The sequence below is a fragment of the Streptomyces bullii genome (assembly GCF_042657145.1).
Taxonomy (GTDB): Bacteria; Actinomycetota; Actinomycetes; order Streptomycetales; family Streptomycetaceae; genus Streptomyces; species Streptomyces bullii.
This window is the reverse complement of sequence record NZ_JBHSNY010000008.1, coordinates 429117-453928: the sequence shown is the minus strand read 5'-3', so window position 1 is coordinate 453928 and position 24812 is coordinate 429117. Positions and strand designations below refer to the sequence as shown.

Annotated in this window: 22 protein-coding genes, 1 pseudogene and 1 riboswitch; of the genes and pseudogenes, 14 read left to right on the top strand and 9 right to left on the bottom strand. The window is 72.6% G+C overall.

What is annotated here, in order from left to right:
* Positions 1 to 12: 12 nt before the first annotated feature.
* A riboswitch (SAM riboswitch) is annotated at positions 13 to 129 on the top strand.
* 186 nt (positions 130 to 315) lie between these two features.
* A complete protein-coding gene (locus ACFPZJ_RS24965) occupies positions 316 to 1683 on the top strand; it encodes an aminotransferase class V-fold PLP-dependent enzyme (RefSeq protein WP_381025674.1) in 1368 nt (455 codons plus the stop codon).
* Here the strand turns inward: ACFPZJ_RS24965 and ACFPZJ_RS24960 are convergent.
* The 7 genes from ACFPZJ_RS24960 to ACFPZJ_RS24930 all read right to left on the bottom strand — a co-directional run bounded on the left by ACFPZJ_RS24960 (position 1638) and on the right by ACFPZJ_RS24930 (position 7993).
* The gene (locus ACFPZJ_RS24960; RefSeq protein ID WP_381025671.1) at positions 1638 to 2936 is read right to left on the bottom strand and encodes a glycerate kinase family protein; all 1299 of its coding nucleotides are present in this window, start codon (positions 2934 to 2936) and stop codon (positions 1638 to 1640) included. The genes ACFPZJ_RS24965 and ACFPZJ_RS24960 overlap by 46 nt on opposite strands.
* 9 nt (positions 2937 to 2945) lie before the next feature.
* Entirely contained in the window at positions 2946 to 4355 is a 1410-nt protein-coding gene (locus ACFPZJ_RS24955; RefSeq protein WP_381025789.1) for an SLC13 family permease, read from the bottom strand.
* 87 nt (positions 4356 to 4442) lie between these two features.
* On the bottom strand, positions 4443 to 5108 hold the full coding sequence (locus ACFPZJ_RS24950; RefSeq protein ID WP_381025669.1) for a response regulator transcription factor: 666 nt from the start codon (positions 5106 to 5108) through the stop codon (positions 4443 to 4445).
* Positions 5105 to 6616 carry a sensor histidine kinase gene (locus ACFPZJ_RS24945; RefSeq protein WP_381025666.1) on the bottom strand — a complete coding sequence of 504 codons (1512 nt, stop codon included), beginning with the start codon at positions 6614 to 6616 and terminating at the stop codon, positions 5105 to 5107. The genes ACFPZJ_RS24950 and ACFPZJ_RS24945 overlap by 4 nt, the downstream gene beginning before the upstream one ends.
* Positions 6546 to 6869, bottom strand: a complete 324-nt coding sequence (locus tag ACFPZJ_RS24940) for a small secreted hydrophilic protein (RefSeq protein WP_381025664.1) — start codon at positions 6867 to 6869, stop codon at positions 6546 to 6548. The genes ACFPZJ_RS24945 and ACFPZJ_RS24940 overlap by 71 nt, the downstream gene beginning before the upstream one ends.
* Before the next feature lie 81 nt (positions 6870 to 6950).
* Positions 6951 to 7232, bottom strand: a complete 282-nt coding sequence (locus ACFPZJ_RS24935; RefSeq protein ID WP_381025662.1) for an Lrp/AsnC family transcriptional regulator — start codon at positions 7230 to 7232, stop codon at positions 6951 to 6953.
* Positions 7229 to 7993: a rhomboid family intramembrane serine protease gene (locus ACFPZJ_RS24930; protein WP_381025659.1), complete on the bottom strand. Its 765-nt coding sequence runs from the start codon at positions 7991 to 7993 to the stop codon at positions 7229 to 7231. The genes ACFPZJ_RS24935 and ACFPZJ_RS24930 overlap by 4 nt, the downstream gene beginning before the upstream one ends.
* Before the next feature lie 337 nt (positions 7994 to 8330).
* On the opposite strand from ACFPZJ_RS24930, the gene ACFPZJ_RS24925 reads away from it, so the two are divergent.
* From ACFPZJ_RS24925 to ACFPZJ_RS24900, 6 genes and pseudogenes are all read left to right on the top strand, one after another.
* On the top strand, positions 8331 to 8570 hold the full coding sequence (locus ACFPZJ_RS24925; protein WP_167994558.1) for a hypothetical protein: 240 nt from the start codon (positions 8331 to 8333) through the stop codon (positions 8568 to 8570).
* Positions 8571 to 8607: 37 nt separating this feature from the next.
* Entirely contained in the window at positions 8608 to 9957 is a 1350-nt protein-coding gene (locus tag ACFPZJ_RS24920; RefSeq protein WP_381025656.1) for an NYN domain-containing protein, read from the top strand.
* Positions 9958 to 10259: 302 nt separating this feature from the next.
* Positions 10260 to 11300 (top strand): C40 family peptidase, encoded by a 1041-nt coding sequence (locus tag ACFPZJ_RS24915; RefSeq protein ID WP_381025654.1) that lies wholly within the window; start codon positions 10260 to 10262, stop codon positions 11298 to 11300.
* Between the two features lie 217 nt (positions 11301 to 11517).
* Complete coding sequence (locus tag ACFPZJ_RS24910) at positions 11518 to 12531, top strand: C40 family peptidase (RefSeq protein ID WP_381025651.1); 1014 nt, start codon at positions 11518 to 11520, stop codon at positions 12529 to 12531.
* 20 nt (positions 12532 to 12551) lie between these two features.
* Complete coding sequence (locus tag ACFPZJ_RS24905; protein WP_381025648.1) at positions 12552 to 13751, top strand: hypothetical protein; 1200 nt, start codon at positions 12552 to 12554, stop codon at positions 13749 to 13751.
* Positions 13752 to 13830: 79 nt separating this feature from the next.
* Positions 13831 to 14080, top strand: a pseudogene (locus tag ACFPZJ_RS24900) (MATE family efflux transporter); the annotation flags it as partial.
* Here ACFPZJ_RS24900 and ACFPZJ_RS24895 read toward each other — a convergent pair.
* Entirely contained in the window at positions 14041 to 15276 is a 1236-nt protein-coding gene (locus tag ACFPZJ_RS24895; protein ID WP_381025645.1) for a glycosyltransferase 87 family protein, read from the bottom strand. The pseudogene ACFPZJ_RS24900 and the gene ACFPZJ_RS24895 sit on opposite strands and share 40 nt — an antisense overlap.
* Before the next feature lie 120 nt (positions 15277 to 15396).
* Here ACFPZJ_RS24895 and ACFPZJ_RS24890 point away from each other — a divergent pair, with 120 nt between their 5' ends.
* Positions 15397 to 16539, top strand: coding sequence for a glycosyltransferase family 4 protein (locus ACFPZJ_RS24890; protein ID WP_381025644.1), 1143 nt, complete (start codon positions 15397 to 15399; stop codon positions 16537 to 16539).
* 41 nt (positions 16540 to 16580) lie between these two features.
* A complete protein-coding gene (locus ACFPZJ_RS24885; protein ID WP_381025641.1) occupies positions 16581 to 18212 on the top strand; it encodes a GMC oxidoreductase in 1632 nt (543 codons plus the stop codon).
* 12 nt (positions 18213 to 18224) lie between these two features.
* Here ACFPZJ_RS24885 and ACFPZJ_RS24880 read toward each other — a convergent pair whose 3' ends face one another.
* Positions 18225 to 20021: an AMP-dependent synthetase/ligase gene (locus ACFPZJ_RS24880; RefSeq protein WP_381025639.1), complete on the bottom strand. Its 1797-nt coding sequence runs from the start codon at positions 20019 to 20021 to the stop codon at positions 18225 to 18227.
* A 308-nt stretch (positions 20022 to 20329) separates the two neighbouring features.
* Here ACFPZJ_RS24880 and ACFPZJ_RS24875 point away from each other — a divergent pair, with 308 nt between their 5' ends.
* The 5 genes from ACFPZJ_RS24875 to ACFPZJ_RS24855 all read left to right on the top strand — a co-directional run bounded on the left by ACFPZJ_RS24875 (position 20330) and on the right by ACFPZJ_RS24855 (position 24713).
* Positions 20330 to 21127, top strand: coding sequence for a metallophosphoesterase family protein (locus ACFPZJ_RS24875; RefSeq protein ID WP_381025636.1), 798 nt, complete (start codon positions 20330 to 20332; stop codon positions 21125 to 21127).
* Positions 21128 to 21261: 134 nt separating this feature from the next.
* Complete coding sequence (locus ACFPZJ_RS24870; protein ID WP_381025633.1) at positions 21262 to 21705, top strand: SRPBCC family protein; 444 nt, start codon at positions 21262 to 21264, stop codon at positions 21703 to 21705.
* Positions 21706 to 21748: 43 nt separating this feature from the next.
* Entirely contained in the window at positions 21749 to 22918 is a 1170-nt protein-coding gene (locus tag ACFPZJ_RS24865; RefSeq protein WP_381025630.1) for an ArsA family ATPase, read from the top strand.
* Between the two features lie 141 nt (positions 22919 to 23059).
* Complete coding sequence (locus tag ACFPZJ_RS24860) at positions 23060 to 23557, top strand: DUF5304 domain-containing protein (protein ID WP_381025627.1); 498 nt, start codon at positions 23060 to 23062, stop codon at positions 23555 to 23557.
* A gap of 202 nt (positions 23558 to 23759) precedes the next feature.
* Positions 23760 to 24713: an ROK family glucokinase gene (locus tag ACFPZJ_RS24855; RefSeq protein ID WP_381025624.1), complete on the top strand. Its 954-nt coding sequence runs from the start codon at positions 23760 to 23762 to the stop codon at positions 24711 to 24713.
* Positions 24714 to 24812 lie beyond the last annotated feature (99 nt).

Genomic DNA, 24812 nt, shown 5'->3' with positions numbered 1-24812 from the left:
CGTTTCCGAACAGGTCATGAGCGACAGCCATGAGGCCCCGGCCGGCTGTCCGGCAACCCTCCGTCCGTGGCGGGGTGCCCCGGGTGAGGACCAGGTCGTGGACAGCAAGGTCCGCGGCAAGCGCGGACCCCTCGCGATACCAGGGGTCCTGGTCGTCGAGGAGCCTTCCGTGAGCAAGCGAATGCGTTAGGGCCGCAGAGCCCCGCCTCCGCACAGCCCGTATTTCCTCTTCTGTTTTCCCCTTTCCCACGCTGAGCCGTACCCGTCGTACGTATGCTCGCGTGGTGATTCCGTCTGCCTCACGGGAGTTCACCCATGTCCGTCTCCACCGTTGCCGCCGATCAGACCGTTTGTGCGCCTCTGCCCGTTCTGGGGCGTGACGTCACCGTCCCGCTCGTCACCGGTGGTGAGGTCACCTACGCCGCGCTCGACTACGCCGCGAGCGCCCCGGCGCTGCAGCGGGTCTGGGACGACGTGGCGGCCTACGCGCCGTACTACGGCAGCGTCCACCGCGGTGCCGGATACCTCTCCCAGCTGTCGACGGACCTGTTCGAGAACGCCCGCGCGACGGTCGCCGAGTTCCTCGGCTGCCGGGACACGGACCAGGTCGTCTTCACCCGTTCCACCACCGACTCGCTCAACCTCCTGGCCCGGGCGCTCCCGGCCGGCTGCGAGGTCTTCGTCTTCGAGACCGAGCACCACGCCTCCCTGCTGCCGTGGCAGGACGCGCGGGTCACCTACCTCGACGCGCCGCGCAGCCCGCGGCAGGCCGTCGAGACCCTGGAGCGCGCCCTGGCCGGCCGTGACCCCCACGGCCCGGCCCTGGTCTGCGTCACCGGCGCCTCCAACGTCACCGGCGAGCTGTGGCCCGTACGGGAACTGGCCGCCGCCGCGCACGCGCACGGTGCCCGGATCGTCCTGGACGCCGCCCAGCTCGCCCCGCACCACCCGGTGAGCGTCCGTGACCTGGACGTCGACTGGGTCGCCTTCTCCGGGCACAAGCTGTACGCCCCGTTCGGCTCCGGCGTGCTGGCCGGCCGCGCCGACTGGCTGCGCGCGGCCGAGCCGTACCTCGCGGGCGGCGGCGCCAGCCGCAGGGTCACCCGGCGCACGGACGGCGGAGTGGACGTGGAGTGGCACGACACCGCCGCCCGGCACGAGGCCGGTTCGCCCAACGTCATCGGCGCCTACGCCATCGCCTCCGCCTGCAAGGCGCTCAGCGAGGCCGGGTTCGACGCGCTCGTCGCCCGGGAGCGGTACCTGATCCGGAAGGTCAGGGAGGGACTCGCCGACGTTCCCGAGGTCCGCATCCTCTCCCTCTTCGGCGACGACGCCCCGCGCGTCGGGGTGATCTCCTTCGTCGTCGACGGCTGGAACAGCTCGCACTTCGCCGCCGCGCTCTCCGCCGAGTACGGCATCGGCGTCCGCGACGGCCTCTTCTGCGCCCACCCGCTGGTGCGCACGCTGCTCGGGAGCGACCCGCAGACGCAGGGCGAGTGCGGTGCGCCCGAGGCGGCCCCGGGCGAGAAGTCCCTCAACGCCATCCGGGTCAGCTTCGGCGCGGGCACCCCGGACGAGCACGTGGAGCGCTTCGTCGGCGCGGTGCGGGAGCTCGTACGCGACGGCGCGACGTGGAACTACCGCACCGAGGACGGGCGCTGCGTGCCGGACACCTCCGCCTGATCCGCCGTTCCCGTCCCGGGTAGCTCCGTCTCGTCCGCCGTTCCCGTCCCGGGTAGCTCCGTCTCGTCCGCCGTTCCCGTCCCGGCCGCCTCGCCGGACGCCACCGGCAGCCGGGTGCCCAGGACGATCATCCGCAGGGCGCGTTCGGTGGCGTCCGTCAGGAGCTCCCTCGCGCGCACCAGTGCCTCGGTGAGCTCCATCGGGGCGGGCAGGATGCCGTGGCAGGCGTCCACGCCCGGCACCTGCTGCGCGCCCTCGCCGAGCGTGCCCGCCAGGGCCAGCACCGGACGGCCGTACAGCTTGGCGCGGCGGGCCACCTCGGCGGGGACCTTGCCGCGCGGCGTCTGGTGGTCCAGGGCGCCCTCGGCGGTGATGACCAGGTCGGCGCGGGCCAGGCGGGCGTCGAGGTCGAGGTGGTCCAGCAGGACGTCGAAGCGGGGCAGGAGCCGGGCGCCCAGGGCGGCCAGCCCCGCGCCCAGGCCGCCGGAGGCCCCGGTGCCGGGCCCGTTGCGCAGGTCGGTGTCCGGGGCGGCGACGTCGCGGGCGAGGACGGACGCCCAGTTCTCCAGGGCCGCCGACAACTCCTCCACCTGCTCGGGGGTCGCGCCCTTCTGCGGGCCGAAGACCCGGGCCACGCCCCGCTCGCCGCACAGCACGTTGTAGGGGTTGCAGGCGACGAGCAGTTCCACGTCCTTCAGGCGGGGGTCGAGGCCCGCGGTGTCGATGCGGTGCAGCCGGCTCAATTCCCGGCCTCCGTGGGGCAGTTCATGACCGGCCTCGTCCAGTAGCCGGGCGCCCAGCGCCTGGAGCGCGCCCGCGCCCCCGTCGGACGTGCCGGAGTCGCCGCAGCCCACCAGGATCCGGCGCGCGCCCAGGTCCAGCGCGGTGAGGACGAGTTCACCGACGCCGTACGTGGTGGTGGCGCCCGGGTCGCGCAGTCCGCGCGGCACCAGGGAGAGGCCGGCGACCGCCGCCATCTCCACGACGGCCGTGTCCTGCCCGGGGCCGAGCAGCGCGAAGTGGGTGCCGACGGTCTCTCCGACCGGGCCGGTCGCGGGCTGGCTGACGAGCCGGCCGCCGGTGGCGGCGGCCAGGGCGATCGCCGTGCCCTCACCGCCGTCCACCAGCGGGACGAGGTCGAGTTCGGCGTCCGGCAGCACACGGCGTACGCCCGCCGCGATGGCGTCGGCGGCGGCCTCGGCGGACAGGGACTCCTTGAAGCCGCTGGGCGCTATGACGACACGGGTCAGCATGGGGGTCTCCTAACGGGTCAGGGGAACGCCGAGCAGCGGCCACACCGCGACGGCGAAGAGCAGGACGAGACCGGCGGTCAGCGGGGCCAGGAAGGCGGACAGCCGCAGCAGGTCGCGCGGGGTGTAGGTGGGGGTGCCGGGGATCTGCGAGAAGAGCGTGACCGGCTTGGCGGAGGCGGGCAGCGTGTGGCAGAAGCCGGCAGCGGCGGTGGAGGCCAGCGCGGCGGCGGCCGGGTTGACCCCGACGCCCACCGAGGCGGCCACCACCAAGGGCACCAGCACCGAGGAGCGGGCGGACCGGGACTGCAGAACCAGGTGGGCCGCCGTACTGACCAGGATCACGATCAGCAGGAACACCACCGGCGGCTCGCCCGTCGGCAGCCCGGAGACCAGCCACTTCGCCGCCCCCGAGTCGGCCAGTGCGACACCCATCGCCATCGTCGCCGCCATGAACAGCAGCAGCGACCAGGGGACGGTCTTCAGCGCGTCCTTCAGGCGTACGGTGCCCAGGGCGGGCGAGGAGGCGACGACCGCGCCGATCAGCGCTACGATCGCGGGCGGCAGCCGGTGCAGCGGCTCGCTGCACCACAGGAGCACCACCGTCGCCATCAGCAGGGCGCAGCGCTTCTCGGCCTGAGTCCACGGGCCGGTGACGGGGTTCTCGCTGTGCTCCTGGATCTGCGCCGGCGTGATGTGCACCGGGCCGGTGCGGTCCGCGCGCCGGGTCGTCGTCAGCAGCACCAGCTCGGCGGCCAGGTGCGAGGAGACCACCGCCAGCGGCAGGCCCACCAGCAGCCACTCGCCGAAGCCGATGTGCTCACCGGTCGCCTCCCACAGCACCGACACCGTGATCAGATGCGCTCCGGCACCGATCAGGGTCGCCACCGCCGACAGAAGGATGACGGTCGGGAACAGCAGCGCCAGCATCACGACCAGTCGCTTTCGGTCGGCGAGGACCTTGGCGAGGGCGAGGAACACCGGCAGGGCGAGCGCGGCCCGGCCCGAGGTGGCCGGCACCGCGAACGCCGTGACGACCAGGGCCGCCGTCGTCAGATGGACGAGTTGCCGCACGGTGCGGGCGCCGCTGACCAGGAACACCGCCGCCCGCCCCGCGAGCCCGGTCCGGGCGACCGCGGCCGCCAGGACGAACGCGCAGATCAGCAGCCACACCGTGGAGTCGCCCAGGGTCCCGAACAGGGTGTCGTTGCTGATCACGCCGGTCACCGTGAGGGCCAGCGCGGCGCCCAGCGCGATGTACGTGTCGTCGATCGACGTGCCGATCCAGGCGCAGGTCGCCAGGGCGAACACGGCGAGGGTGAAACGGGCGTCGGCGCCGAGTCCGGGGAAGTTCCCGGGCATCACCAGCAGCGTGCACAGGGCCAGCGCCACGCACAGGGCAATGGCAGCTCGTAGGTTCAATGTCACGTCATCGAGGGTTCACGCGGGCGGTGAGCCGTCGATGAGCCCAAGATGAAAGGAACTTCACCCGTCGGCAGCCGGGCGCCGTCACCCCGTGGGCAGCCGGTACCCCATCCCGCGGACCGTCTCCACCCGCTGCGCGCCGAGCTTCTTGCGCAGCGTGCGGACGTACACGTCCACGATGTTGGAGCCGGGGTCGAAGTCGTAGCCCCACACATGGGACAGGATCTGCTCGCGGGACAGCACCTGCCCGGGATGCCGCAGGAAGAGCTCCAGCAGCACGAACTCACGGGCCGTCAGGTCCACGGTGCGGTCGTCGGCCCGGGCCCTGCGGGTGCGCAGGTCCAGGCTCAGGGAGCCGGACCTGAGCACGGTCACCTCCGGCGCGCGGGCGGCCGTACGCAGTCTGAGGCGGACGCGGGCGAGCAGTTCCTCGAAGCGGAACGGCTTGGTCATCCAGTCGTCGGCGCCGCCCTCCAGGCCGGCCACCGTGTCGCGTACGGAGTCCCGGGCGGTCAGCACGATCACCGGGGTCGTCACCCGGGCCTCACGCAGTTCGCGCAGGATGGTGAAGCCGTCGCGGCCGGGCAGGTTGATGTCCAGCACGACGAGGTCGAAGCCGCCGGTCAGGGCGTACTCGTAGCCCGTGTCGCCGTCGGAGGCGACGGTCGTGGTGAAGCCGTTGGCGCGCAGTCCCTTCTCGACGAAGGAGGCGATGCGCTCCTCGTCCTCGGCGATGAGGATGCGGTTCACGTGGGGTCCCCTTCCACTGCGTGGGGTGCGTTCAGGACGAGGGTGAAGGTGGCGCCGCCGCCGGGCGTGCCGGACAGCCGCACGTGCCCCCGGTGCCCCTCCGCGATGGCCTTGACGATCGACAGACCGAGCCCGGCGCCGGAGCCGCGGGCGCCGCGTCGGCAGGTGCCGCGCCGGAAGCGCTCGAAGATGATTTCGGCGTCCTGCGGCTGGACACCGGGACCCGAGTCGGCGACGTACAGCTCCAGGCGCGGGCCGCGGGTCCGGGAGCCGATGCGGATGGTCTGGCCCCGCGTGGTGTGCTGCACCGCGTTCTGCGCGAGCTGGACCATGGCCTGCGTGATCCGCTGGGGGTCCACCTCGGCCTCCAGATCGGCTACTTCGCCCAGCCGCCAGTCACGCTCGCCGAGGGTGCGGGCCTTGACGTAGACGTCGGCGGTGAGTTCGGCGACCTGGACCGGCTCCGGGGTGACGAAGTCGGGGCGTTCGGCCTTGGCGAGCAGCAGCAGGTCCTCGACGATGCGGCTCATCCGGTCCAGTTCGTCGGTGACCAGGCGGACGGTCTCCTCACGTTCGGCAGGGTCGTCGCCCATGAGTTCCAGGTGGCCGCGCACGATGGTGATCGGCGTGCGCAGCTCGTGGCCCGCGTCGTCGACGAACTCCCGCTGCGCGGCGAACGCCCGCTCCAGCCGGTCGAGCATGGCGTTGAACGTCTCGGCCAGGGCGGCGATGTCGTCGCTGCCGTGCACCGGGATCCGGCGGGTGAGGCCCTGCTCGGTCAGCTGCGCGGCCGCCATGCGCACCACCCGCACGGGTGTGAGGATGCGCCCGGCGACCACCCAGGCGATCCCGGTGGTCAGCAGCAGGGCGACGGCGGAGATGATGAGCAGGGTGCGGAACACCTTGTTCACGCGCTCCTGTTCACGCTCGGGGTGGATGGCCACGACGAACGCGGCGTCCGGCTCGCTGTCCTGCCGCGCGATGGTGACCTTGGCCCAGCGGATCTCGCCCTCCGGCCGGCGCAGCACGCCGGTGGAGTCACGGGAGTCGAAGATGCGGCGGGCGGCGTCGCCGTCCCGGTGCAGGGGCAGCCCGACGGGGATGTCGTGCTGCTGCCTGATCTGTCTGACGTCACCGCCCGGTCCTCTGACCAGGCCGATCAGCTCCTCGTCCGAGTCGGGGTACTGCCGCTGCAGGAAGACGGTCAGCAGCCGGGACGCGTCCGCGAACGGCCGGCCCGTCTGCGGATCGCCGCCGTGCTCCTCGAAGCTGGCGAACTCGCCGGTCTCCTGGGTGAGCAGGCGGTTGATCCGGTTGTCGACGTCCCGCATCAGGAACGAGCGGGTGGTGGTCGCCACCTCGGTGAGCGCGACCGCCATGAGGAGCAGCAACCACAGCAGGATGCGGACCCGGGCGGTGATCCGCCGCCGGGCCGGGTCAGTTGTCGTCACCGGGTCCGTCGTCGCCGGGTCCGTCGTCTCCTGAGCCCTGGCCGCGGTCGTCGTCATCGTCATCACTCGTGGGGCTGTCGGTCACCGGAGGCCGTGACACGACCTCGTCACGGGGAGCCGGACCGGGCCGGTCGGGCCGGGGACCGGTGGCCGGCGTGGGTGTGGGAGTGGGGGAGTCGCTGTCCAGCACCACCTCGGAGGGGACCTTGGGCGACTCGGGACGGTCGGCGAGGGCGAAGCTGGTCGCGGCGATGCCCAGCGGGATCAACACGACGGCGGACAGGGCCGCCATACGACGAGAGAAAGCCATGCGCCCGATCCTGCGTCCGGCACACGACGAGAAGGATGAGGGCCGGATGAAGAACTCTTCATCCGGGCCCGGGAGCGTGGCTCAGTTGTCCAGCCCGATGGAGAACGCCGCCTCCAGGTCGTGCTGCGAGTACGTACGGAACGCCACGTGCGTGTCCGTCGCCTCCACACCCGGGATCTTGCTGATGCGTCCGGGGATCACCTCGGCGAGGTCCTCGTGCTGCTTGACGCGCACCATGGCGATCAGGTCGTACGTCCCGGTGACGGAGAAGACCTCGCTGACGTTCTCCAGCGAAGCGATGCGCTCCGCGATCTCGGGGATCCGGTCCACGCTGGTCTTGATGAGGACGATCGCGGTGATCACGGCTGGTTCTCTCCCTCGGACGCCGGGGCCGGTGCGGCCCTCACTCTAGTCGCAGGGCCGAAGCGGACCCAGGCGTAGAGGAAGCCGAGCGCGAAGCCCACCAGGTGGGCCAGGTACGCCACCTCCGGCCCGTGGGAGTCCCGCCCGGCCGCCAGCCACTGCAGCGCCGCCCAGAACGGCAGGACGACCCAGGCCGGGAAGCGCACCGGCAGGAAGAACAGGAACGGCAGAAGACTGGTCACGCGCGCCCGGGGGAACAGGTAGAGGAACGCGCCGAGGACCGCCGAGATCGCCCCCGAGGCACCGACCAGGGACTGCTCGGAGTCCGCGTTGGCGACGGCGTAGCCCAGCAGGGCCAGGTAGCCGCAGCCGACGTAGAACAGGGTGAACCGCACACGGCCCATCCGTTCCTCGGTCATCGCCCCGAAGACGTAGAGGAAGAGCATGTTGCCGAGCAGGTGCACCCAGCTGCCGTGGACGAAGAGCGCCGTGGCAGGGGTCAGGGCCGCCCCCGGGGACCCCCCGAACAGGTCCGCGGGAATCACGCCCCAGCGCCGGAAGTAGGCGCGCTGCGCGGCGAGCAGCTCGTCGCCGGTGCCGTAGGCCGGGTTCAGGCCGGCGGCCGGGGAGAGCACGAAGAGCAGGCAGCACAGGGCGATCAGTGCGTACGTCACCGGCGCCGACGGCCCCCTGGCCGGTCCGCGCCTCCCGCGGGAGACGAACCGGGCTCGGAGTAGCGACGCGCTCCACTTGCCGATCATGGACACAGAGCATGGCGTACCGGGACGCAAGCCGACAGAACGCCTCGCCGCCGGGCCTGTTCGGCGGATCAGGGGAGGAGAGCCGCGGTGCCTCATCGGCGCAGGTGAGCGGGTAGGGTGCGGGCGGCTGCAAGACGCAGGAGGGAGTCGAAGCGGAGCTTCGGCGCATGACCACGGCGCAGCGGATGCCGTGCCGTACCCCGCGTCTCCGACAGGATCCGCCGGGCAGGCCTGGGGACGGGCGGGCGACGAGGACCCGCCAGGCCGTAGGGTTACGAGCCACACGCACCGGGGAGGCCGGCGCGTCACGGACACTGGAAGAAAGCGAACAGTCACGATGACGGTTCCCCTGCCGACCGCCACGACGCGGTGGCGCTGCACCCTCTGCGGCAACCTCACGCGCTTCGACGTGACCCGCTCGTCGAAGGTCGTCGAGTACGTCCACCTCGACCTGGCCGGTGAGCCGAAGGTCGAGGAGCGCGAGGTGCTCAGTGAGACCATCGAGTCGGTGCGCTGCCGCTGGTGCAACGCCGTGGACCAGGTGGAACTCGTGGACAGGCCGGGCGCCGGCTCCTGACGGGAGCGGGCCCCGCACAGGCATTGGGGTGTGACGGATGGCTGAGACACAAGGCGGGGGGCCGGGCGACGGCGCCGCTGAGGTGCTCGACCGTCCGCTGCCCGACGGCGTGCGCCGCAGGGTCGTACAGATCGTCTCCGATGGCTTCGGCACGCTGACGATGACGGAGCTGCCGGCGCAGCTGCGGCAGTACGCCCGGTTCGCCCCGAACCGTCGGGCCAAGTTCGCCGGCACCGCCATGGCCGCGGCGCTGGAGACCGACCCGCTGTTCCGGCAGCGCATCGGGGAGCAGCTCAGAGAGGCCCAGCCGGAACTGGCCGGCGCCCTGGACTCCGGCTCCCCGCCTGCGGCCGCGGACCCGCTCGACGTGGCGGCCGCGGCCTATGTTCTGCGGCCCGCCGGCTGGGTCAAGCTGGTGACCGCGGCCGGCGAGGAGGCCCAGCGCGCGGACGCCGAGCGCGCCGACGAGGAGAACCGGGCCGAGCTGGAGCGGCTGCGCGCCGAGCTCGACAAGGCCCGCGAGCACACCAGGGCCGAGACCGAACGGCTGCGCGGGGAGCTGGAATCGGCCAGGAAGGAAGCGGAGTCCCTGCACCGCAAGCTCCGCGCCGCCCTCAGTGACGTCAAGCGCGGCGAGGCGGCGCTGCGCAAGGTCCAGGCCGAGATGGACGCCGTCCGCACCGAGGGGCAGGCCCAGGTGTCGGCGGCCGAGAGCGAGACCCGGCGGCTCAAGGCGCGGCTCGGCGAGACCGAGGCCGCCCTGGAGGCCGCGCGCCGGGCGGCCCGCGAGGGGCGCAGCGTCGAGGACATGCGGGTACGGCTGCTGCTGGACACCGTGCTGGACGCGGCCCAGGGCCTGCGCCGGGAGCTCGCGCTGCCGCCGGTGTCGATGCGGCCCGCCGAGACCGTGGACGCCGTGGAGCCCGGCCGGATGACCCCGAAGGACATCGCCGCCCGCGCCCTGTCGGAGGACGATCCGGCCATTCTCGACCAGTTGCTCGCGCTGCCGCAGGCCCATCTGGTCGTCGATGGCTACAACGTCACCAAGACCGGCTATCCGCAGATGCCGCTGGAGAAGCAGCGGTTGCGGCTCCTCGGGCAGCTCTCGCAGCTCGCGGCGCAGAGCGGCGCCGAGGTGACGTGCGTCTTCGACGGGGCCGAGCTGGCCGCGCCGGTGCTGCTGGCGCCGCCGCGCGGGGTGCGGGTGCTGTTCTCCAAACCGGGCGTCACCGCCGACGAGTTGATCCGCCAGCTGGTGCGCGCCGAGCCGCCGGGCCGACCGGTCATCGTCGCCTCCACCGACCGTGAGGTCGCCGACGGGGTGGCCCGCGCGGGCGCCCGCCCGGTGGCGTCCGCGGTCCTCCTCAGGCGGTTTTCCAAGGGCTGAGCCCTTACCTCCCCAAGAGGGCCGGAGTGCCCTCGTCCGCAACGTACAGGCGGATTGCCCGGATTCGCCGTGCCTGTGGACGACGTTGCGTCAAGGGTCTCCTACGTCACGTGAGTTGTGTGTAAACAATGTGCCCGATGGGGGAGATTTTTCAGCTGAGGATTTGATCTGATCGCGGCCGGGTCACTAGGGTCTGCCTCCGAACCTCCGCTCGGTGTTCGCTCGCAAGGGGTGAGTGACGGCGGAGGGTACCGCCCACCGGCGTGTCGGTAGGCGGCTGGAGGAAGAAGGAGCTCGCCTCCGTGGCGTCCCACCGTCGTCCCAAGCAGCCGAGCCGCACGCGTGTGACCGTGCTGTCCACCGCTGCCGCCGCTGCCGTCGCCCTTGGTTCGCAGGCCGCCAACGCCGCGCCCAGCGAGAAGCCGAGCAAGGACGAGGTCAAGGCCAAGGTCGACAAGCTCTACGAAGAGGCGGAGCACGCGACCGAGAAGTACAACGGTGCCAGGGAGAAGCAGGAGAAGCTCCAGAAGGAGATCTCCACGATCCAGGACAACGTCGCCCGCGGCCAGGAGGAGCTCAACGAGCTCCGCGACAGCCTGGGTCTGGCGGCCGCCGCCCAGTACCGGACCGGCACCATAGACTCCTCCGTCCAGCTCTTCCTGTCCTCGGATCCGGACGACTACCTGGACAAGGCCTCCACCCTCGACCAGCTCAGCAGCCAGCAGGTCGAGGCGCTGAAGAAGGTCCAGGAGAAGCAGCGCGAACTCGCCCAGCAGCGCGCCGAGGCCTCCGAGAAACTCAAGGACCTGGCCTCCACCCGCACCGAGCTCGGCAAGAAGAAGAAGGAAGTCCAGGGCAAGCTCGCCGCCGCGCAGAAGCTGCTCAACACCCTCACCGCGGCGGAGAAGGCGGCCCTCGCCGCCGAGGAGGACCGCGCCAGCCGGGCCAGTGAACGCGACGCCCTCACCGGCGACGTCCCGCCCGGCTCGGGCCGTGCCGCCGCGGCCTACGCCGCCGCCCAGAGCAAGCTCGGCTCGCCCTACGTGTACGGCGCCACCGGCCCGTCCTCCTTCGACTGCTCGGGCCTGACCTCGTGGGCGTACGCCCAGGCCGGCGTCTCCATCCCGCGCACCTCCGAGGCCCAGTCCCAGATCGGCACGAAGATCTACTCGGTCAGCGACCTCAAGGTCGGCGACCTCGTGTTCTTCTTCAACGACCTGCACCACGTGGGTCTGTACGCGGGCAACGGCCAGATCATCCACGCCCCCCGCACCGGCACGGTCGTGCGGTACGAGTCGATGAACACCATCGGCGGTCCCTTCATGTGGGGCGTCCGCGTCTGAGCCGAAGGCCGTCCCCTCCGGGCGGCTCCCCGATCAGGACACCCGGTGCGCCGTTCGGGCGAATCCCGCTGTGGCGCCGTGATCCCACGCCCCGCCGATGACCTGCGTCAGCGGCGGGGCGTCACCGTGTGTACGCACCGCGGTCTTTGGTCGGAACCCCACGGCGGGGCTACTGTCTGCCGCGTTTCCAGTCCGTCAGCGAAGGGGAGCGGCTTCCGTGGGGTGCCATCGCCGCCGTGAAACGTCCGGTTTCGACCGGGGCGCCAGTGTCGCGGCCAGTGTCATGTCTCTCGCGACCGCCCTGCTGGGCGCCGTACCGGCGCAGGCCGAGCCGTACGACGACACCCGTGCCGAGGTGGACCGCCTCTACGAGGAGGCCGAGAAGGCGACCGAGGCCTACAACGAAGCCGACGAGCGCGCCGACGCCCTGCGCGAGCAGGTCGGCGTCGCCCAGGACCGGATCGCCCGCCAGCAGGAGCGCATCAACACCATGCGGGAGTCGCTGGGTGCGCTCGCCGGTGCCCAGTACCGTGCCGGCGGCATCGACCCCGCCCTGGAGCTGCTGTTCTCCGACGACCCGGACGACTACCTCGCCAAGGCCTCCACGCTCGACCGGATCAGTGACCACCAGGCCGGTGCGCTGCGGGACTTGCAGACGGCCATGAGCGAACTCGCCGACGAACGCGCCGAGGCCACGCGCAAGCTGGAGGAACTGGAGAAGAGCCGCCGGGCGGTCGCCCTTCACAAGGAGACCGTCGAAAGCAAACTCGCCGAGGCCCGGCGGCTGCTGAACTCGCTGCCCTACGCCGAGCGCGCCGCTTACGACCGCGTCACCCGCTCGGGCCGCACCGACCTGCCCGGCCTCATGGGTGCCGCCCCGGCCTCCGGCCGCGCGGCCGGTGCGATGGCGGCGGCCCACTCCGCACTCGGCAGGCCGTACGTCTGGGGTGCCAACGGACCCGGCGGCTTCGACTGTTCGGGCCTGACACAGTGGGCGTACGCGCAGGCGGGGGTCTCCCTGCCGCGGACCTCGCAGGCCCAGCGGTACGCGGGACGGCAGGTCCCGCTGTCCGAGGCGCGCCCCGGCGACCTGGTCTTCTACGGGGCCGACGCCGACCACGTGGGGATGTACGCGGGCAACGGCCAGGTGATCCACGCGCCGTACCCCGGAGCGCCCGTGCGCTACGACCCGGTCGGGATGATGCCGGTCTCCTCGGTCACCAGAATCTGACCTGCCCGTACCCTCGAGAGGTGGCTGGTCGAGGGCGGGTGTCGGGATCCGGAGCGGCGGCGCTGTGCCTGCTGCTCGTCTCCCTCGTTTCCCTGGTGTCCTGCGGCGGGCGGACCGCCGCCGGCGGCGCCACCGCCGAGGTGCAGCGCACGCTGGACCGGCGGGCTGCGGCGGTCCTCGACCGCGACCGGGCGGCCTTCGTGCGCACGGGTGCGCTGAGCTGGTTCGGCAACCTCGGCGACGTCCCGCTCGCGGACTGGTCCTACCGCCTGACCGCCCTGCACCGCACCGGCGACCGGGCGACGGCCGACGCCGAACTGCGCTACCGCATCGAGGGCTACGACAAGGCCCCGGTCACTGTGGGCCGCACCCTGAGCCTGAGCCGGGGCGAGGACGGCCGGTGGGACGTCGACGCCGACCGGCCCGCCGAGAAGTCCGCGCAGCAATTGTGGGACCAGGGCGAGGTGGTCGCCGTACGCGGGGCGCGCAGCCTCGTCCTGGGGGTGGGGCAGTCCGGTGAGGCCCTGCGTGGCTACGCGGACCTGGCCGACCGGGCGGTGCCCGCCGTGTCGGACGCCTGGGGCACCGACTGGTCCCGGCGGGTCGTGGTCGTCGTACCGAGATCGCTGGAGGGGATGGCGGGGCTGCTCGGCTCGCCTGCCTCCTCCTACCGCGGGATCGCCGCGGTCACCACCGGCGAGGTCGGCGCCCCGGCGCGGGCGCCCGCGGACCGGATCATCGTCAACCCGGACGCGTACGGGCTGCTCGGCTCGCTCGGCAGGCAGGTCGTCCTCACCCACGAGGCCACCCATGTCGCCACCCGCGCCCACACCGGTCCCGCCACTCCGCTGTGGCTCTCCGAGGGGTACGCCGACTGGGTCGGCTACCGGGGCAGCGGGCGGGCACCGGCCGAGGCCGCGCCCGAGCTGGCCCGCGCGGTGCGCCAGGGGCAGGTGCCGGCGCGGCTCCCGCAGGACCGGGACTTCGGTTTCTCCGGCGACGCGGGCCGGCTCGCGCGGGCCTACGAGGGTGGCTGGACGGCCTGCCGGCTGATCGCCGACCGCTGGGGCGAGGCGCGGCTGGGCGAGTTCTACCGGGCCGTGGGGGCGCACGGGAAGCGGGCCGGGGCGGTGGAGGACGCGATGCGGGAGGTGCTCGGCACGACGCCCGAGGACTTCACCGGGCGGTGGCGGGAGTACCTGCGGACGCAGCTCGGGTGAGTCGACCCGCCTGTTCCAGGTGGTCGATGGCCTCCCTCAGCCACGCCCGCTCCGCCTCGCCCGTCGCCCGCGCGACCCGCTGATGGCCTGCTTCATCGCGCTCGGCGGCGTCTTCGAGGGCGGCGGGGGCCCCGGCGCTGCTGCGCGTGACACTGCTCGGCATGGCGGTCCAGCTCCCGCTGGCGCATGGCCTGACAGGGCTGGGGCTGCCGGGCGTGGGCTTGGCGCTGGCGCTGGCCATGGGGGCGCAGTGCGCGGCGGCGGGGTGGCTGTTCCGGCGGGCGGTGCGTCAGGAGGAGACCGGGGTCTCGCTGGTGCGGGTCGTCTGAGGGGGCAGGGGAGCGGGGGCCTCGCGGGGAACCGTGGCGCGCCACAGCTCTCGGGCCGCGGCGACCGTGGCGGCCATCAGGAGGCCGTTGCGGACGACCAGGAGCGTGATGCCGAGCGGATCGCTGGCCACCACGTGAGCGAACCAGATCGGGAACTCCAGCACCGTCACGAACGCCGCCGCCAGGACCAGACCGACCGGCAGCCGCATCCGGCTGCTCCGGAAGCCCAGGCAGACCGCCGCCAGGCCGACCAGCCACACCATGTACTGCGGGCTGATCACCCGGCTCGTGGTCGTGAACATCAGCACCGCCACGAACGCCGCGTCGGCGACCGTGTGCGCCTCGAAGCGGGTGGCCAGCATCCGCCACAGCAACAGCCAGCCGAACGCCGCCCCGGTGAGGAACAGCGCGGCCGTGCTCACCACGCTCACGTACGGGCCGAGGAACTCCACCGAGCCGTAGTTCAGCAGCACCTCGCCGTCCCAGCCGTGGTGCCGGGCCACGTGGAAAACCAGTGCGCCCAGCGACTCCACCTCGGTGCCCCGGTCGCGCTGGAAGGTCAGGAAGGCGAACGCGCCCGGCATGACCACGGCGAACCCGGCCGCCACAGCGACGGCGGTCACCACCGCCGCCAGCCAGGAGCCGCGCCGCCGCGCGGCCAGGAGCAGCAGCGCCGGCCACACCTTCAGCAGCGCCCCGAAGGCCGCCAGCGCCCCCATCGCCCGGGGGCTGCGGGCCCCGGCGAGCAGCGCGGCCACCGCCACCGCCGTGACCATCACGTCGTAACGGGCGTACACGGTCGGGCCGAGCAGCGGGACCCCCGCGACCCACACCCAGGCACCGCGCAGCGTCCTGTCCGGGCGCCGGCCCGCGGACAGCAGCAGGGCCAGGACCACCAGGTCGGCCAGGAGGGCCAGGACGTAGAAGGCGGTCGCGTAGTCCAGGAAGGGCAGCAGCGCGGGGGAGAGGATCGCCAGGGCGGCGGCCGGCGGGTACTGCCAGGTCACGTCGTTCCGCGGGAACGTTCCGGTGCGCAGGACGTCGTACCAGCCGTGGTAGATCACCGACACGTCGCTCGTGACGTCCGGGCCGGGGAAGACGTACACCTTGAGGACGAACAGCAGGAGCAGCAGTCTCGTCAGCCCCCAGGTGACCAGCAGCCATGCCAGGGACCGCCCCGCGCCTGTCGTCTTCACGTGATCCCCGCCCGTCCGCCTGCCGCCTCGATGGGCCCATGATGTCCCGGACGGCTGTGCGCGTGCCACAAGGGCTCCTGCCCCGGGCGGCGCACGGCGGTTTCGGTAGGGTCGGCGGCGATGCACAAGACCCTGATCGTGACGAACGACTTCCCGCCCCGGCCGGGCGGCATCCAGGCCTTCCTGCACAACATGGCACTGCGGCTGGACCCCGACCGGCTGGTCGTCTACGCCTCGACGTGGAAGCGGAGCCGGGAGGGCGTCGAGGCGACCGCCGCCTTCGACGCCGAGCAGCCCTTCACCGTCGTCCGCGACCGTACGACGATGCTGCTGCCGACACCGCAGGCCACCCGGCGGGCCGTCGGGCTGCTGCGGGAGCACGGGTGCACGTCCGTGTGGTTCGGGGCGGCGGCGCCGCTCGGGCTGATGGCGCCGGCGTTGCGCAAGGCGGGCGCCCGCCGGATCGTGGCCACGACCCACGGGCACGAGGCGGGCTGGGCCCAGCTGCCGGCCGCGCGGCAGCTGCTGCGGCGGATCGGCGAGTCGACCGACACGATCACCTACCTCGGCGAGTACACGCGGTCCCGGATCGCGACCGCGCTGACCCCCGAGGCCGCCGCGCGGATGACGCAGCTGCCGCCCGGGGTCGACGAGAAGACCTTCCACCCGGGGTCGGGCGGTGACGAGGTCCGGGCCCGGCTCGGTCTCACGGACCGGCCGGTGGTCGTGTGCGTGTCCCGGCTGGTGCGGCGCAAGGGGCAGGACACCCTCATCCGGGCCATGCCCCGGGTCCTGGCGGCCGAGCCGGACACCGTGCTGCTGATCGTCGGCGGCGGACCGTACGAGAAGGAGCTGCGCAGACTCGCGCACGAGACCGGCGTGGCCGGTTCCGTACGCTTCACCGGCCCGGTGCCCTGGTCCCAGCTGCCCGCCCACTACGGCGCCGGGGACGTCTTCGCCATGCCGTGCCGGACGCGCCGGGGCGGGCTCGACGTCGAGGGCCTCGGGATCGTGTACCTGGAGGCCTCGGCCACCGGGCTGCCCGTGGTCGCCGGGGACTCCGGCGGCGCGCCCGACGCCGTGCTCGACGGGGAGACCGGCTGGGTGGTGCGCGGCGGCTCCGCCGAACAGGCCGCCGACCGGATCGTCACCCTCCTCCAGGACCCGGAACTGCGCCGCAGGATGGGGGAGCGGGGCCGGGCCTGGGTCGAGGAGAAGTGGCGCTGGGACCTGCTGGCGGAGAAGCTCCGGACGCTGTTGTAGGGCCACTAGGCGGAACCGGGAAATCCGCACATGCTGCGCACATGGCACTGAAACTGATGCAGCGTCAGCTGACAAGGCGTCACATCCTCGGTACGGCGGCCCTCCGGACGGCCGCCGCCCTCGGCTTCACCCGGATCGGTCTGCAGTCCGCCCGCGCCGCCGAGCCCGACCCCGTCGACCGCGCCCCCGCGATCGTCGTCGGCTCCGGCTACGGCGGCGCGGTGGCCGCCGCGCGCCTCGGCCAGGCCGGCATCCGCACCCTGGTGCTGGAGATGGGCCGGCTGTGGAACACCCCCGGCCCGGACGGCACGGTCTTCTGCTCCACCAGGGCCCCCGACCAGCGGTCCATGTGGTTCCGCACCCGGACCGAGGCACCCCTGGCCACCTTCCTGTGGCTGGACGTCGTCAACCGGGACATCAGCCCGTACCCGGGCGTACTGGACCGGGTCCACTTCGACGCCGTGTCCGTGTACGTGGGCCGCGGCGTGGGCGGCGGTTCGCTGGTCAACGGCGGCATGGCGGTGACACCGCCGAAGGCGTACTTCGCCGAGCAGTTCCCCGGCGTCGACGCCGACGAGATGTACGGCACGTACTTCCCGCGCGCCCGCGCCGCGCTCGGCGTCAACACCGTCGACCCGGCCTGGTTCGAGGCGACGGAGTGGTACCGCTACACCCGCGTCTCCCGCGAACACGCTCGAAGGACCGGCCTGCGGACCACCTTCGTGCCCAATGTGTACGACTTCGTTCACATGGCGCGCGAGGCAGCCGGCACGGCGACGAGGTCGGCCCTCGCCGGCGAGGTCGTCTACGGCAACAACCACGGCAAGCGCAGCCTCGACAAGACCTACCTCGCCGCCGCGCTCGGCACCGGGAACGTCACCCTCCACACCCTGGAGCGAGTGCGGGCGATCAGCAGGGCGCGCGACGGCACGTACGTCCTGACCGCCGACCGCGTCGACCTCACCGGCAGGGTCGTCGAGACCCGCGAGTACGGCTGTACGTACCTCTTCCTCGGCGGCGGCAGCCTCGGCACCACCGAACTCCTGCTGCGGGCCCGGGAGACGGGCGCCCTGCCGGACCTCGACGCGAGCGTCGGCGCCGGCTGGGGCACCAACGGCAACGTGATGCTGGGCCGGGCCAACCACCTGTGGGACACGGTGGGCGAGAACCAGTCGACCATGCCGGTCATGGGCATCGACGACTGGGCGAACGCCTCGAACCCCGTCTTCGCCGAGATCGCCCCGCTGCCCACCGGACTGGAGCACTGGGTCAGCCTGTACCTGGCGATCACCAAGAACCCGGAGCGGGCCTCCTTCTCCTACTCCGGCGGCTCGATGAGGCTCGGCTGGACCGCCGCCCAGAGCGCGGTGTCCGCCGCCATGGCCAGGAAGCTGTTCGACCGGATCAACGCGGCCAACTCGACGATCTACCGCTACGACCTGTTCGGCTCCTCCAGCAGGGCCTTCGCCGACGACTTCACCTACCACCCGCTCGGCGGCTGCGTCCTCGGGAAGGCGACGGACGCCTTCGGACGGGTCAAGGGGTATCCGAGGCTCTACGTCACCGACGGCTCGCTCGTGCCCGGGTCGATCGGCGTCAACCCGTTCGTGACCATCACCGCGCTCGCCGAACGCACGATGGCGCGGGTCCTCGCCGAGGACACCGCGCCATGAGACGGCCGTGCGCTACTTCGCGTAGATCGCCTCGATCTCGTTCGCGAAGTCCTTGGCCACCACGTTCCGCTTCAGCTTCAGCGACGGCGTCAGGTGGCCCGACTCCTCCGTGAACTGGGAGGCCAGAATGCGGAACTTCCGCACCGACTCCGCCTTCGACACCGCGGCGTTGCCGTCGTCGACCGCCGCCTGGATCGCCGCGAGCAGGTCCGGGTCCTCGCGCAGCGACGCCGCGGTGGCTCCGGCCGGCTTGCCGTGCTCGGCGCACCAGCGGCCCAGGAACTCCTCGTCGAGGGTGACCAGCGCGCCCACGAACGGCCGCCCGTCACCGACCACCATGCACTCCGCGACCAGCGCGTGCGCGCGGATGCGGTCCTCGAGCACGGCCGGGGCGACGTTCTTGCCGCCCGCCGTCACGATGATCTCCTTCTTGCGGCCGGTGATCCTGAGGTAGCCGTCCTCGTCGAGGGTGCCGATGTCACCGGTGTGGAACCAGCCGTCCGCCAGCGCCTCCGCGGTGGCGCCGGGGTTGTTCCAGTACTCCTTGAACAGGTGCTCGCCGTGCAGCAGCACCTCGCCGTCGTCGGCGATGCGGACCACCGAGCCGGGCAGCGGCTGGCCGACCGTGCCGATCTTCTGCCGGTCCCAGGGGTTGAAGGCGGTGGCCGCGCAGGACTCGGTCAGGCCGTAGCCCTCCAGGACGGTGAAGCCGATGCCGCGGAAGAAGTGGCCGAGGCGCTCGCCCAGCGGGGCGCCGCCGGAGATGGCGTACTCGCCGCGCCCGCCGAGCACCGCGCGCAGCTTGCTGTACACGAGCTTGTCGAACGCCTTGTGCTTGATCCTCAGGCCGAGCGACGGTCCCGACGGGGTGTCCAGCGCCTTGCTGTAGGCGATGGCGGTGTCCGCCGCCTTGTCGAAGATCCTGCCCTTGCCGTCGGCCTGCGCCTTGGCGCGTGCCGAGTTGTAGACCTTCTCGAAGACACGCGGCACGCCGAGGATCAGCGTGGGCCGGAAGGTGGCCAGTTCGTCGGTGAGGTTCTTGATGTCGGGAACGCAGCCGAGCTTGATCGGCGCCATCATCGGCGCGATCTGCACCAGCCGGCCGAAGACGTGCGCGAGCGGCAGGAAGAGGAGCACCGAGCACTCGCCCGTGCGGAACAGCGGACGCAGCCGCTCCACGATGTTGCCGCACTCGGCGAAGAAGCTGCGGTGGGTGAGGACACAGCCCTTGGGGCGGCCGGTGGTGCCCGAGGTGTAGACGATGGTCGCCGGGTCGTCGGCCTTGGCGATGTCGCTGCGTTCCTCGACCGTCGCGTCGGTGACGTCCTGGCCGAGCCGGCCCAGCTCCTCCAGCGCGCCGGCCTCGATCTGCCAGACGTGCTTCAGGGCGGGCAGCCGGTCGCGGACCGACTCGACGGTGGCGGCGTGGGCGCCCGTCTCGACGACGCAGGCGGTCGCGCCGGAGTCCCCGAGGATCCACTGCACCTGCTCCGGCGAGCTGGTCTCGTACACCGGGACGGTGACCGCGCCCGCGCTCCAGATGGCGAAGTCCAGCAGCGTCCACTCGTAGCGGGTACGGCTCATCAGACCCACCCGGTCGCCCGGCTGGACCCCGGCCGCGATCAGCCCCCTGGCGGCCGCCCGCACCTCGGCGAGGAAGGCCGTGGCCGTCACGTCCTGCCAGGTGCCGCCGACCTTGCGGGCGATGACGGCGACGTCCGGGTGCTGCGCGGCGTTTCTGCGGACGATGTCGGTCAGATTCCCGTCCGCAGGGACCTCGTACAAAGCCGGAAGGCTGAACTCGCGCAAGACTGCTGCTCCTCATAGGGCGCCGGCGCCACGACGTTGTGTGATGCGACGGTGCGGTCCACGGCTCGGGCAAGTGCTCCGGGATTCACATGTCGCTTCACATGTTGAAATCCTGAGCACGACTGGACTGCCCGGACGTTACCCGCCGGTATGGCTTCTTCGACAGGGGGTCCCGGCGAGATGTTCGCTGCGTCACACAGATGGGTGTTCCTTCGCGCACAGTAGTCCAGGGCCCCGAAAACTGGCCAGTAACCGCAGGTCTCGACGGCTCTGTTCACGTTTGGCGCACACGCCTACCCTTGATCGTCATGGCACCCACACCAGCCGGAAACCGCAGGACGCGCGTACATGTGGTCAGCGACGTGCACGGCAACGCCCGTGACCTGGCCAGAGCCGGCGAGGGCGCCGACGCCCTGATATGCCTGGGCGACCTCGTCCTGTTCCTCGACTACGCCGACCACTCGCGCGGCATCTTCCCCGACCTGTTCGGCGTCGAGAACGCCGACCGCATCGTCGAACTGCGCACCGCCCGCCGCTTCGAGGAGGCGCGCGAGTTCGGCAGGCGGCTGTGGTCCGGGATCGGACAGGACCGCGCCGCCGTGATCGAGAAGGCCGTGCGCAAGCAGTACGCCGAGCTGTTCGCCGCGTTCCCCACCCCGACGTACGCCACCTACGGCAACGTCGACATGCCGCCGCTGTGGCAGGAGTACGCCGGGCCCGGCATCACCGTCCTTGACGGAGAGCGCGTGGAGATCGGCGGCCGGGTGTTCGGCTTCGTCGGAGGCGGGCTGCGGACACCGATGCGCACGCCGTACGAGATCAGCGACGAGGAGTACGCGGCGAAGGTCGAGGCGGTCGGGGAGGTCGACGTGCTGTGCACCCACATCCCGCCCGAGGTCCCGGAGCTGGTGTACGACACCGTCGCGCGCCGCTTCGAGCGCGGCAGCCGGGCGCTGCTGGACGCGATCCGCCGCACACGGCCCCGCTACGCGCTCTTCGGCCACGTCCACCAGCCGCTCGTGCGGCGGATGCGGATCGGGGCCACCGAGTGCGTCAACGTCGGGCACTTCGCCGGCACCGGCACGCCGTGGGCGCTGGAGTGGTGACGGCGGCGGTGACCGGACCGGTGACGACCGCAGGTGGGGGTGGAGTCGGCCGGTCACGTGCGCGGTAGCCTTCACGCTGCACCCACGCGTGCACCACGACCTCTTACCGGCCCGCATCTGGAGGAGCCACGGCGATGGCGGAACACACCAGCTCGAGCATCACGATCGAGGCGGCACCGGCCGACGTCATGGGGGTGATCTCCGACTTCGCCCGCTACCCGGAGTGGACCGGCGAGGTGAAGGAGGCCGAGGTCCTCAAGACCGACGGCCAGGGCCGCGCCGAGCAGGTCCGCCTCGTCATGGACGCCGGCGCCATCAAGGACGACCAGACGCTGGCGTACACCTGGACCGGTGAGCACGAGGTCTCCTGGACGCTGGTGAAGTCCCAAATGCTCCGGTCGCTGGACGGCACGTACCTCCTCAAGCCGGCGGGGCAGGGGACGACCGAGGTGACGTACCGGCTCACCGTGGACGTCAAGATCCCCATGCTCGGCATGATCAAGCGCAAGGCGGAGAAGGTCATCATCGACCGGGCGCTGGCCGGGCTGAAGAAGCGGGTGGAGTCGGGCGGCAAGTAGCCGCCCGGGCCACGCCCGGTGCGCGCGGGTAGCGTTCACCCTCATGCGCACCCTCCTGATCACCGGCCCGGGCGGCTCCGGCCGTACGACCGTCGCCGCCGCCACGGCCCTGCGGGCGGCCCGCGAGGGCACCGCCACCCTCGTGCTCACCGCCGACCGCACCGACACCCTGGGGGCGGCACTGGGCGTCGGAACGGGGGCCGCCCCGGTGCGTGCCGCCGAGAACCTCACGGCCTGGCGGCCCGACGCCACCGCCGGGTTCCGCGACGACCTCGCCGCCTTCCAGGACCGCGCCACCGCCGCCCTCGACCTCCTCGGCGCCTCCCGGCTCGACCCCGAGGAGCTCACCCCGCTGCCCGGCGCGGAGGAACTCGCCCTGCTGCGCGCCCTGCGGGACGCGGCGCTGTCGGAGGCCTACGACCTGCTCGTCGTCGACCTTCCGCCCGTCCCGCAGGCGCTCGCCCTCCTCGCGCTCCCCGAAGAACTGCGCCGCTACCTGCGCCGCCTGCTCCCGCCGGAACGGCAGGCGGCCCGCGCCCTGCGCCCCGTCCTCGGCCGGCTCGCCGGAGTCCCCATGCCGGCGCAGTGGCTGTACGAGACGGCCGCCCGCTGGGACGTGGAGCTGGCCGCCGTCGAGGCGGTCGTCGCCGACCCGGGCACCGTCGTACGGCTGGTCGCCGAGCCCGGCCCGGCCGGTGCCGACGCCGTGCGCACCGCCACCCTCGGCCTCGCCCTGCGCGGCCTGGCCGTCGAACGCCTCGTCGCCGCCCGCGTGCTGCCCGAGGACGCCCCGGACGGCTGGCTCGCCGGGCCCGTCGCCCAGCAGCGCAAGGTCCTGGAGGAGTGGCGGATGGCGTACGACGTCCAGCCCGTCGCCCACCTCGGGCGTGACCCGCGCGGCCTCGACGACCTGGCCGCGCTCGCCGTGCCGGGCGTCGACCGGGACGTGGCCCCCGTCGAGTGGCCGGTCACCGACCGGCTCGCCGAGGACGGCGTGCTCGTCTGGCACCTTCCGCTGCCCGGCGCCGTCCGGGACGACCTCGACCTCGTCCGGCGCGGCGACGAACTCGTGGTGACCGCCGGGCGGTTCCGGCGGATCGTCCCGCTGCCGTCCGCCCTGCGCCGCTGCACCGTCGCCGGGGCGGGCCTGCGGGAGGGCGAGCTGCGCATCCGGTTCGCACCGGACCCGGGGTCGTGGCCGCGGCCGGCCTGACCGCGCCGGGCTGCCGCCTCTCTGCGCGGCCGGCAGCGGCGGCCCGGCTCCGGTGACCCGGCGCGGGGCCCGCGGACACGGTGAATCCCGCAGGACCGTTCGGGTAACGTCGTAGGGACGAACCGTAGTCAGGAGTCCGTCATGAGCGAAGAGCTCCCTCCGTCCGACGCCGTCGAGCCCGACGCGGACGACGAGGTGCGTGCGGCGAGCGATCCCGACGCCTGGTCCACCGCGTGCGCCGAGGACCTCGAGGCGGAGAAGGCCCGCCGCCGCACCCAGTACGGACCGCCCCCCGGCTCGGCCGCCGAGGAGCTGAAGAAGCTCGTCGACGCGGTCGCCGACAAGCTGTCCGGGGTGCAGTCGCCGCTGCTCGGGGCGGTCGCCGGGCCCGCCGCGCAGGAAGTGGTGCGGCAGGTCGTCCAGCAGGCCAAGGCCGCCGTGGAACCCGTCATCGAGCGCAACCCCGACGTCTTCGACCACCTCGCGGCGGCCGGCAACGAGCTGCTCGCCGCCTACCGCTCCGCCGTCCAGGCGCAGGAACAGCGCTGGACCGCCCGCCGGTACGACACCGACGAGCGGGACGGGCGCGACGACCGGGGCGAGGGCACGGGACCCGGGGAACGCATCGACCTGGACTGACCCCGCGCCTAGACCCGGACCGACACGTCGACCTGGCCCTACACGTCGACCCGGACCGCCGTCTCCGGTCCTCTCGGTCTCCCTCCGGCAGGCGCGTCCCATGACGCCGCCGGGCCCGTCCACCGGGCGGACGACGGGTACCCGAGGGCAGGGCCTCGGGTACCGTTGGCCGTAGCGGGGCTCGACCGAAACTGAGGGATTCATGGGACTCACCATCGGCGTCGACATCGGCGGCACGAAGATCGCGGCCGGCGTGGTCGACGAGGAAGGCAACATCCTCTCGACCTTCAAGGTGCCGACCCCCACCACGCCCGAGGCCATCGTGGACGCCATCGCCTCGGCGGTGGAGGGCGCACGCGCGGGACACGACATCGTCGGCGTGGGCATCGGCGCCGCCGGCTACGTCAACCGCCAGCGCTCGACGGTCTACTTCGCACCCAACATCGACTGGCGCAACGAGCCGCTGAAGGAGAAGGTCGAGGCCCGCGTGGGCCTCCCGGTCGTGGTCGAGAACGACGCGAACGCGGCGGCCTGGGGCGAGTACCGGTTCGGCGCCGGCAAGGGCCACCGCAACGTCATCTGCATCACGCTCGGCACCGGCCTCGGCGGCGGCATCATCATCGGCAACAAGCTGCGCCGCGGGCACTTCGGCGTGGCCGCCGAGTTCGGCCACATCCGGATGGTGCCGGACGGCCTGCTGTGCGGCTGCGGCTCGCAGGGCTGCTGGGAGCAGTACGCGTCCGGCCGCGCCCTGGTGCGGTACGCCAAGCAGCGAGCCAACGCCACCCCCGAGAACGCCGAGATCCTGCTCGGCCTCGGCGACGGAACCCCCGACGGCATCGAGGGCAAGCACATCTCCATGGCCGCCCGCCAGGGCGACCGGGTGGCCGTCGACTCCTACCGCGAGCTGGCCCGCTGGGTCGGCGCGGGCCTGGCCGACCTGGCCTCCCTCTTCGACCCGTCCGCGTTCATCGTCGGCGGTGGCCTGTCCGACGAGGGCGAGCTGGTCCTCGGCCCGATCCGCAAGTCCTACAAGCGCTGGCTGGTCGGCGGCAACTGGCGCCCGGTGGCCGACGTCCTGGCCGCCCAGCTCGGCAACAAGGCGGGCCTGGTGGGCGCGGCGGACCTGGCCCGGGAGCCCGACCCGATCATGTGACGCCCGTGTCCGGGGCGCGGGGACCGGCGCGACGAGCCACGACGAACGGCCGGTCGCGCACGAACCTCGCGCCCCGAGCGCTTGGGCGGCCGGACCCGG